The sequence below is a fragment of the Flavobacterium sp. genome, assembly GCF_028712645.1.
In the GTDB taxonomy this organism is placed as follows: domain Bacteria; phylum Bacteroidota; class Bacteroidia; order Flavobacteriales; family Flavobacteriaceae; genus Flavobacterium.
Map to the genome: position 1 here is coordinate 1 of NZ_JAQTPQ010000164.1, position 7,842 is coordinate 7,842.

The window sequence follows — 7,842 nt, forward strand, 5'->3', positions numbered from 1 at the left end:
AATCGGTCAAGGTATAGATTTAGGAACCTATCCTCAAGTTAAAACATTTATTTTTGGACTAAAAGCCAATTTTTAATACTAAAATATAAATACTATATAGTTATGAAATTATTTAAAAATTATTTAAAAATATTCTCGGCATTGATGATATTGTTTTTATCATCTTGTTCCAATTATTTGGATACTGAGCCGATTACGGAAGAAGCAACTACCCTAAATAATGGTATTGTGATAAAAGATGCTGCTGCTGCAGAATCTAGGATGAACGCAGTTTACGGAACTTTTGGCTCGGGTTATTGGCAATTGGATTTCTTCTTGGTTGGTGACGGACAATCTGATAATGCTTATATGGGTGCCGATAACCCTGCCATTTTCCAATATGAAACCTACCAAATGTTATCTACTAATTCGCAAATGAAAGGCGATTGGAATGACCTTTACAATAGTATAAACACTTGTAATATTGTGATCAATTATGTTGATCAAGCTACAGATTTAAATCCAACTCGAAAAAACGAAATGATTGGTGAGGCTTCATTGATTAGAGCGCTGAATCATTTTCAAGCCGTTCAATTGTGGGGAGACTGTCCTATTGCAAAAGAAGCTATTTTTTCAATTTCAAGTGCTAACTTCGAAGCAGCATTCAACGCGCTATTCCCAGCAAGAAAACCAGTTGTCGAAGTTTATGCACAAATCATTGCTGATTGCCAAGTGGCAATTCAAAATGCTCCTGATGCTTCTAACAAATTTAAAGCCAACAAAATGGCTGCCAACGCGCTTCTTGCAAAAGTATATGCTACGATGCCAAATCCTGATTGGACTAAAGTGATTCAATATTGCGATGTGGTTATTGGTGGAGGTTACACACTTTTACCAACATTTGATCATCTTTTTGATAGCGCACACGAAGGAAATGCAGAATCAATTTGGGAAGTTAATGGCGACGGATGGAGTAGCCCAATCGGTGCTTGGAATACTTTTATGTTTATAGGAACAGATTGGAAAAAATTTAATGCGCCTTCTCATACTTTAGTTCAAGCTTTTACAAATAATGGCGATACTCAAAGAGCAGCCTCAACTATTACAAGAGAAAATGTAGGCTGGGCTGATACCTATTGGTCTTCTACAAACTACCCTTTTGCTTATAAAATGAGAGATACCAATGGTAATCAAAACTACTATATTGCTCGTTTAGCAGATATTTTATTGCTAAAAGCCGAAGCTTTGGCAAGTAAAGGAGATTTTAATGGAGCGATGACTTTAGTAAATCAAGTAAGAACAAGAGCCGGAATTGCTTCAATTAGTGCTTCAAACCAATCGGATGCCATTGATAAAGTTCTTGAAGAAAGATTAATGGAATTAGCTTTCGAAGGCGATCGTTGGTTTGATTTAAAAAGAATGGGAAAAGCCATTGAATTGTTGTCTCAACAAAAAGATGGTAATGGAATTGTTTTATCATTTGCCTCTAATATTAATCAAAATAGACTTTTATGGCCTATTCCTCAAGATAAATTAGATGCTAATGCATTATTAGTACAAAATCCTGGTTATTAGTTTTGTTTTTTTAATCCATTGATAAGAACTGTTTAAAATGTTATGAAAATAATTTTTGTTCTTATTGATGGATTATTTTTTTGATTTCAAATTGCAGATATATTCGGTCAAGTCAGCCGTAAGTGTTTTACCCATAGACATTCGAGAAAATAAAAAAATCGCATCAGATAAAAATATTCATCAGATTGCTTTCGCCTTTTTATGCTAAAGTTTTTATTAAATAAAAATACAAATATTACACATTAAACTATGAAGAGTTTATTCCTTTTAACCATATCTGTTCTTTTTTTGAATTGTTCATCGTCTAAAAGCATTACTGATAAAACTCCAGCTACAACAGCTCTTTTAGCTCCAACTCAAATGGATTTTTGGCTAACAAAAGGAGATCAGAGTGTAAAACTTCAAAAACAACTAGCAATTTCACCCTTTGGAACAAAGCCTAAAACATTTCCTACAATCGCAGTTGACGAATCTAAAACATTTCAGACTATTGATGGTTTTGGATATACTTTAACAGGAGGAAGTGTTCAAGTAATAAACCAGTTAAATGCTCCAAAGAGAAAAGAATTATTACAGGAATTATTTGGTTCAGGGAAAAATGCAATCTCAGTAAGTTATCTTAGAATTAGTATCGGTGCTTCCGATTTGGATGCAATGCCTTTCACTTATATTGATTTACCAATTGGACAAACCGATATGAATCTTGAAAAATTTAGTTTGGCTCCGAATAAAAATGATGTAATTCCAATGCTAAAAGAAATTCTGGCAATCAATCCAAACATCAAAATAATTGCCACGCCTTGGTCACCACCAGTTTGGATGAAAGACAAAAACAGTTCCATTGGAGGAAGTTTACAGCCTAAATACTATGAAGTTTATGCACAATATTTTGTGAAATATATCCAGCAAATGAAAGCCGAAGGAATTACCATCGATGCCATAACTCCCCAAAACGAGCCATTACATCCCGGCAATAATCCAAGCTTGTTAATGCTTGCCACGCAACAAGCCGATTTTATTAAAAATCATTTGGGTCCTGCTTTTCAAAATGCTAATTTGAAAACTAAAATCATCACGTACGACCATAATTGCAATAAACCTGAATATCCATTAGCTATTTTAAATGATGCCGAGGCATATCCTTATGTAGATGGTTCAGCTTTTCATTTGTATGAAGGAGATATTAGTGCATTGTCAACAGTTCACGACGCATTTCCGAATAAGAATGTCTATTTCACAGAACAATATACATCAAATACAGGCAGTTTTGATGGTGATTTAAAATGGCATTTAAGAAATGTTATCATTGGTTCAATGCGCAATTGGAGTAAAACTGCATTAGAATGGAATTTAGCCAACAATGCTTCTTTTGGACCTAATACTCCCGGAGGATGCACGACCTGCAAAGGTGCCTTGACCATCGAAAATAGTCAAAATTTCACAAGAAATGTTGCCTATTATATTATTGCTCACGCATCAAAATTTGTTCCAGCGGGTTCTGTTAGAATAGCGAGTAACCTGAGTGGAAATTTGCAAAATGTCGCTTTTAAAACACCCGAAGGAAAAAAAGTTTTAATCGTAGAAAACGATGGTGATACAGCCGAAACTTTTAATATTAAGTACAACGAAAAATGGGTCACCACTTCTTTAGAAGCGGGTTCGGTGGCAACTTATATCTGGTAAATAAAACAGTAAAAAATAGAATATAATATTATGCAAAAAATAACAACAGCAACAGTACTCTTGATGGTATCTCTTTTTGCTTTTTCTCAGCAAAAAAAAACGGTGCAATCTAAATCATTTTCAGCAAAAGATAAAAAAATCACTGTTTACACTAGCGCAGATAGTACAAAGTTAAGATTGACCCAAACAGATATTTTAACTTTTAGTCCATCGAAACAACCATTAGAAATTGAGGTTTCAGTTTTTGTAAATCCCACTAAAACTTTTCAGACGTTTATAGGTATTGGTGGAGCAATAACCGATGCCAGTGCTGAAGTTTTTGCAAAATTACCTAAAGACAAGCAAAAAGAATTTATGAATGCCTATTACGATAAAGAAAAAGGAATTGGGTATTCTTTATTAAGAACCACGATTCATAGTTCCGATTTTAGCAGCGAAAGCTATACCTATATCAAAGAAGGAGACAAGGATTTAAAGACTTTCAATATCGATCACGATAGAAAATATCGCATTCCGATGATTAAAGAAGCTATTAAAACCGCTGGCGGAAAACTACCACTTTATGTATCTCCTTGGAGTCCGCCTGCCTTTATGAAAAGCACCAACAATATGCTAAAAGGAGGAACATTGCTTCCAGAATATTATCAATCTTGGGCTAATTATTATACAAAATTTATCAAAGCTTACGAAAAAGAAGGAATGCCTATTTGGGGAATTACCGTACAAAACGAACCAATGGCTACTCAAACTTGGGAATCGTGCATTTTTTCTGCTGAAGCCGAAAGAGATTTCTTGAAAAAATTCTTAGGTCCAACAATGAAAAAAGAAGGTTTAGGAGATAAAAAAATCATCGTTTGGGATCACAATCGTGATTTGATGACCCATAGAGCTAATGTAATTTTTTCGGATCCAGAAGCTTCAAAATATGCTTGGGGAATGGGTTTTCATTGGTATGAAAACTGGTCAGGTGGTTCGTCAATGTATGATAATGTTCGCAAAGTTTATGAAGATTACCCTTCTAAAAAATTACTATTTACCGAAGGATGTATCGAAAAATTTGATGCCAAAAAATATCAGTTTTGGGCTAATGGCGAGCGATATGGAACTTCTATGATAAATGATTTTAATAACGGAACCGTAGGTTGGACCGATTGGAATATTCTTTTAGATCAAAACGGAGGGCCAAATCACGTAGGTAATTTTTGCTTTGCACCCATTCACGCAGATACTGATGCGGGAGAGTTAATTTACACGCCAAGTTATTATTATATCGGTCATTTTTCAAAATTTATTCATAAAGATGCCAAAAGAGTTAGCACTTCGGTTAGTAGAAGCGACTTATTGAGTACTTCTTTTATTAATGTTGATGGAAAAATGGTAACCGTTGTAATGAATCAAACTAACAAAAGTGTAACTTATAATTTAATTGTGGCATCAGAAAAATCGGTCGTCGTAATTCCAGCCCATGGAATTCAGACCTTGGTTTATTAGACTTCGTTTTCGAAATAAAAACTCATTAACAACCTTTTGAAATTCTGTACTTACTTTTTTTTAATTTTTAAATCTACGATATGAAATCTATATTGATATTTCTTGTAATGCCCTTTATGCTTCTGGCACAAGTAAAAAAAGACAGCATCAAAGTGTTTTATTTGGGAGGACAATCAAATATGCAAGGTTTTGGTTATGTGAAAAACCTACCCGATTCTTTGAATAAAAAAATAAAAAATGTTTTTATCTATCAAGGAAATCCTATTGGAGATAATAATGTAAGTGGAGGATTAGGAAAGTGGGATATATTACAGCCTGGTAATGGAACTGGTTTTTCGTCAGATGGAAAAACGAACCAACTTTCTGACAGATTTGGAGTTGAACTTTCGTTAGCCAAAAAACTACAAGAATTATATCCAAACCAAAAACTAGCTTTTATAAAATATGCTCGAAATGGATCCTCAATTGACAGCATTGGAACATCCAGTTTTGGTGCTTGGGAACCTGATTTCAAAGGAGGAAAAGGAATGAATCAATACGATTATTTTCTAAAAACAGTCAATAATGCAATGGCTGTAAAAGACATAAACGGCGATGGAGTTGAAGATGTATTGATTCCGAGCGGCATCATTTGGATGCAAGGTGAAAGTGATGCCGATAAAACAGAAGCCATTGCTAATCAATATTATTCTAATTTGAAAAGATTAATGGATCTTATGAGAGCCACTTTTAGAAACAACGATTTACCAATCGTAATCGGAAAAATATCAGATTCGGGAGATATTGAAGGTGGAAAAGTCTGGAAATTTGGTGAATTAGTACAATATGGCCAAGAAAAATTTGCTGCAACCCAGCCCAATGTTGCTATTGTAAGAACCACAAACAGCTATAAATATACAGATAGGTATCATTATGATAACAACGGATTCATTGATTTAGGAAAACAATTTGCAATTAAAATTTTTCTCTTGAATAATAGAAATACCAACAGGATTAAAAAAGTGTCTTCGAATTAAGTAATTTGTATAATAAAAAAACTATTAACTAGGTAAAAGGGTAAATGGCTTTGGTTGAGCCGTACCAAAATGTCATTTTATTGTTGATTTTATTAAAGAATTTCCCTCTTTGGGTAACTCTAGTTATAAAACACCTAACGGGTAAAACGTATTCTTATCCTATAATCTAAGCAAAGTCTCTTTCTGAAAACTAATGAGGAACTTGAATTTTTCATACGTTCTCTTATTATAAAGTTTTTCCTGATTTGTTGTTCTTACTCCGCCAATTGTGAGAGCTAATTTGTTTGCATTTAAACCTAGAGTCCTAACAACAAAAGCCTTCCTTTTAAATAAGGAGTTCTCGGGTGTTTTTTTAGGTCTTTGGTAAATAGCATAACATTTGGAGTTCTGTCCTTAATTGAGGAGATAATCCTAATTTTGGGAGCATCTACGGTTTCGTTTAAAAAAACAGTTCTAAGGGGTTTCTTGGCAATTTCAATATCACATTCTATCCGTTGAACTACGGGCTGAAACCAAAAAAGGCTATCATTTCTGATAGCCTTTCTGCTTTTGCTCCCTCTCTTGGGCTCGAACCAAGGACCCTCTGATTAACAGTCAGATGCTCTAACCAACTGAGCTAAGAAGGAAAGTGTGTTTCACTTTTAAAGCGGTGCAAATATAAGGCTTAATTTTTTTGAAGCAAATAAAATCTATAAAATTTTTATATTTTTTTATTTCCCTATTATTGCTTTGTAAATATCGTTTCCATTGGCAAACAATAACAAAGTGATAAGTAGTATAAAACCAACCATTTGTGCGTTCTCAAGGAACTTATCGCTCGGTTTTTTGCCGCTTACCATTTCGTATAATAAAAAGATTACGTGACCGCCATCAAGTGCAGGAATAGGCAATAAATTCATTACACCAAGCATTATTGACAATAAAGCAGTAATATTCCAGAAAACTTCCCAACTCCAAGTACTAGGAAAAATATCAAAAATAGCTTTGAAACCACCCACACCTTTATAAGCACCAGTGTTTGGATTGAAAATCGCCTTTAACTGTTTACCATAACCCAGTAACTGGTTTTTTCCTTTTTCAATTCCCACAGGGAAAGCCTCAAAAAAGCCATATTCTTGTTTGCTGAATTTATAAAAACCAAGTTTTTCAAGACTTTTAGGGCCTAAAGAACCTAGAGTTATTCCTAATTTTCCTTCTTTGTTAATTTGAATTTTTAAAGCAACTTCCTTTTCGTCTCTCAGAATAACCGCATCAACAGTCTGGTTTTTATTCGTTTTTAAGAATTCTAAAACTTGATCATCATATCGTGTAGATACACCATTGAGTGATTTGATGACATCTTTTGGGAGAAGCACTTTACTATTTGCTGACGAATCGGTAATTTTCCCTATTACAAATGGTTCTCTCCATCCAATAAAAGGACGTTTTTCGCCTTTAAGAACCTTATCGATTAAATCAACTGGGAAATGGATAGTTTGTTCTGTTCCGTTGCGACTTATCAAAGCCGATTTTGAAAATAAGAGTTTCATTGGAATTTCATCAAAATGCGCTATTTTTTCGCCATCAATGGCAATAATTTTATCGCCAGTTTTGAATCCTAATTCTTCTCCAACAGGACTTGTAACTGCAATTCCATCTTTCAATTCAGAATTATTAAGATACATATCGCCATAAGCATAAGCCATACCAATATAAATCACAAAAGCCAGAATGAAGTTTACAATAACTCCGCCAAGCATAATAATCAAACGTTGCCAAGCAGGTTTTGAACGAAATTCCCAAGGTTGTGCGGGCAAAGCCATTTGTTCTTTGTCCATACTTTCGTCAATCATTCCTGATATTTTCACGTAGCCACCAAGCGGCAACCAGCCAATACCGTATTCGGTTTCGCCAATTTTCTTTTTGAACAAAGAATATTTGATATCAAAAAACAAATAGAATTTTTCTACTCTTGTTTTAAAAATTTTCGAAGGAATAAAATGCCCTAATTCGTGAAGTATAATCAGTAATGATAAGCTCAATAAAAATTGAGAAAGCTTGATAACTATTTCCATTTGTTGTTTTTAAATTCTGTATTGCGCACAAAAGTAAGGCTTTC

6 protein-coding genes and 1 tRNA gene are annotated in these 7,842 nt (G+C 34.0%); 4 read left to right on the top strand and 3 right to left on the bottom strand.

The window, feature by feature from the left end:
* Positions 1-102: 102 nt before the first annotated feature.
* From PHC28_RS12495 to PHC28_RS12510, 4 genes are all read left to right on the top strand, one after another.
* A complete protein-coding gene (locus PHC28_RS12495; RefSeq protein WP_300100947.1) occupies positions 103-1,554 on the top strand; it encodes a RagB/SusD family nutrient uptake outer membrane protein in 1,452 nt (483 codons plus the stop codon).
* 249 nt (positions 1,555-1,803) lie between these two features.
* Positions 1,804-3,237, top strand: coding sequence for a glycoside hydrolase family 30 beta sandwich domain-containing protein (locus PHC28_RS12500; RefSeq protein WP_300100950.1), 1,434 nt, complete (start codon positions 1,804-1,806; stop codon positions 3,235-3,237).
* Positions 3,238-3,267: 30 nt separating this feature from the next.
* Entirely contained in the window at positions 3,268-4,728 is a 1,461-nt protein-coding gene (locus PHC28_RS12505) for a glycoside hydrolase family 30 protein (protein ID WP_300100953.1), read from the top strand.
* Positions 4,729-4,808: 80 nt separating this feature from the next.
* Positions 4,809-5,744: a sialate O-acetylesterase gene (locus PHC28_RS12510; RefSeq protein ID WP_300100956.1), complete on the top strand. Its 936-nt coding sequence runs from the start codon at positions 4,809-4,811 to the stop codon at positions 5,742-5,744.
* A 159-nt stretch (positions 5,745-5,903) separates the two neighbouring features.
* On the opposite strand, the gene PHC28_RS18355 is transcribed toward PHC28_RS12510, so the two are convergent.
* The 3 genes from PHC28_RS18355 to rseP all read right to left on the bottom strand — a co-directional run bounded on the left by PHC28_RS18355 (position 5,904) and on the right by rseP (position 7,798).
* Positions 5,904-6,113 carry a DUF3871 family protein gene (locus PHC28_RS18355; RefSeq protein WP_367278031.1) on the bottom strand — a complete coding sequence of 70 codons (210 nt, stop codon included), beginning with the start codon at positions 6,111-6,113 and terminating at the stop codon, positions 5,904-5,906.
* Between the two features lie 183 nt (positions 6,114-6,296).
* Positions 6,297-6,370 (bottom strand) — tRNA-Asn (locus tag PHC28_RS12515).
* An 84-nt stretch (positions 6,371-6,454) separates the two neighbouring features.
* On the bottom strand, positions 6,455-7,798 hold the full coding sequence (rseP, locus tag PHC28_RS12520; RefSeq protein ID WP_300100959.1) for an RIP metalloprotease RseP: 1,344 nt from the start codon (positions 7,796-7,798) through the stop codon (positions 6,455-6,457).
* Positions 7,799-7,842 lie beyond the last annotated feature (44 nt).